General features: G+C 72.8%; 1 protein-coding gene. It reads left to right on the top strand.

Going from position 1 to position 1,808, the window contains the following annotated elements:
• A partial coding sequence (locus tag E1285_RS44905) for a zinc-binding dehydrogenase (protein WP_165967058.1) occupies positions 1-1,808 on the top strand: 1,808 nt, incomplete at both ends.

Raw genomic sequence — 1,808 nt, 5'->3', positions numbered from 1 at the left:
CCACCCCGCGCTCCTCGACGCCGCCCTCCACCCCGTCGCCCTGACCGCCGACGGCCAGCACAGCGAGGCCCACCTTCCCTTCGCCTGGAACGGCGTCACCCTCCACGCCACCCAAGCGACAGCGCTCCGCGTCACCATCACCCCCACCGGCAGCGGCATTGCCATCAGCGCCACCGACCCGGCGGGACAGCCCGTCGCCACGATCGACGAGCTCAGCCTCCGTCCGCTGCCCGACGCGCCCTCCGGACCCGCTCAGAGCAACCACCTGTACGCCTTGGTGTGGGAGGCCCTGCCCACGCAGAACCCCACTGCCGCGGACGGCTGGTACGCCCTGCTCACCGAGCACGATCCGGACGTGGCCGACGCGTTGGCCGGGAGCCTCCCGGACGCCACCCGCACTTACGGCACCCTCACCGGCCTCGTCGAGGACTGTGGCGACGGCGCACCTCCGAGTGTCATCCTCGCCCCCTGCCCCTCCGGCTCCGGCGACGACGTCGCCGGCCGGGCGCACGCCATCACCCGGCAGGCACTCGGACTGATCCAGCGCTTCCTGGCCGAGGAGCGCCTGGCCTCCAGCCGACTGGTCCTGCTGACCACCGGCTCGGCCTCGGTCACGGGCACAGGGACGGTGAATCTCGCCCAGAGCCCGCTGTGGGGGCTGGTCCGCAGCGTCCAGGCCGAGCACCCCGGACGCATCACGCTCATCGATCTCGAAGGCCGGGCCACCAACCGCCAGGCGCTCGGCGGCGCGCTGGCCGAGGCCGAACCGCAGCTCGCGGTGCGCGGCGGCGTGGTCCACGGCGCCCGGCTGGTGCGGGCCGCCGGGCGTGGCGGGACGCTCGCCATGCCTCCGGGCGACGACTGGCGGCTGGCCGTCAGTGAGAAGGGAACCCTGGAGGACCTCGTTCTCGCCCCGGCGGTTCAGGCCGACGAAGCGCTGGGCAGCGGCCAGGTGCGCATCGCCGTGCGGGCGGTCGGGGTGAACTTCCGCGACGTCCTGTACGCCCTGGGCATGATCCCCCAGGACGACCGGCCGCTCGGCGGCGAGGGCGCCGGCATCGTCGTCGAGGCAGGTCCCGGCGTGGACGGCGTCGTTCCCGGGGACCGGGTCATGGGGATCTTCACCGGCACCGGTCCCACAGCCGTCGCCGACCACCGCATGGTCACCCGCATCCCGGACGGCTGGTCGTTCACCCAGGCCGCCACCGTCCCCGTCGCCTTCCTTACCGCTTACTACGCGCTCGCCGACCTCGCGGGCGTCCAGCCGGGACAGCGGCTCCTCCTGCACGCCGCCACCGGCGGAGTCGGGACCGCTGCCCTGCAACTGGCGCAGAGCTGGGATGTGGAGGTCTTCGCCACCGCCAGCCCCGGCAAGTGGCCGGCCCTCTACGAGCGCGGGCTGGACGACGCCCACATCGCCTCGTCGCGGACCCTGGAGTTCAAGGAGCATTTCGGCGACACCCTCGGCGACCAGCGCATCGACGTCGTCCTCAACGCCCTCGCCGGAGAGTTCAACGACGCCTCACTCCGCCTCCTCGCACCCGGCGGACACTTCCTCGAAATGGGCAAGACCGACATCCGCGACCCCGAGGAGGTCGCGGCCGGACATGCCGGTGTGCGGTACCGGGCGTTCGACGTCCTCCAGGCCGGCCCGGAGCGCATCCAGGAGATGCTCACCGAGCTGCACGACCTGTTCGAGGACGAGCGGCTCCACCCCCTGCCCGCCACCAACTACGACATCCGGCATGCGCCCGAGGCGTACCGGCACCTCAGCCAGGCCCGCCACATCGGCAAGGTCGTCCTGACCA

Source organism: Actinomadura sp. 7K507 (genome assembly GCF_004348425.1).
Classification (GTDB): Bacteria; Actinomycetota; Actinomycetes; order Streptosporangiales; family Streptosporangiaceae; genus Spirillospora.
Note: the sequence above shows the minus strand (reverse complement) of the source record. Positions and strands in the feature narration are given on the sequence as shown.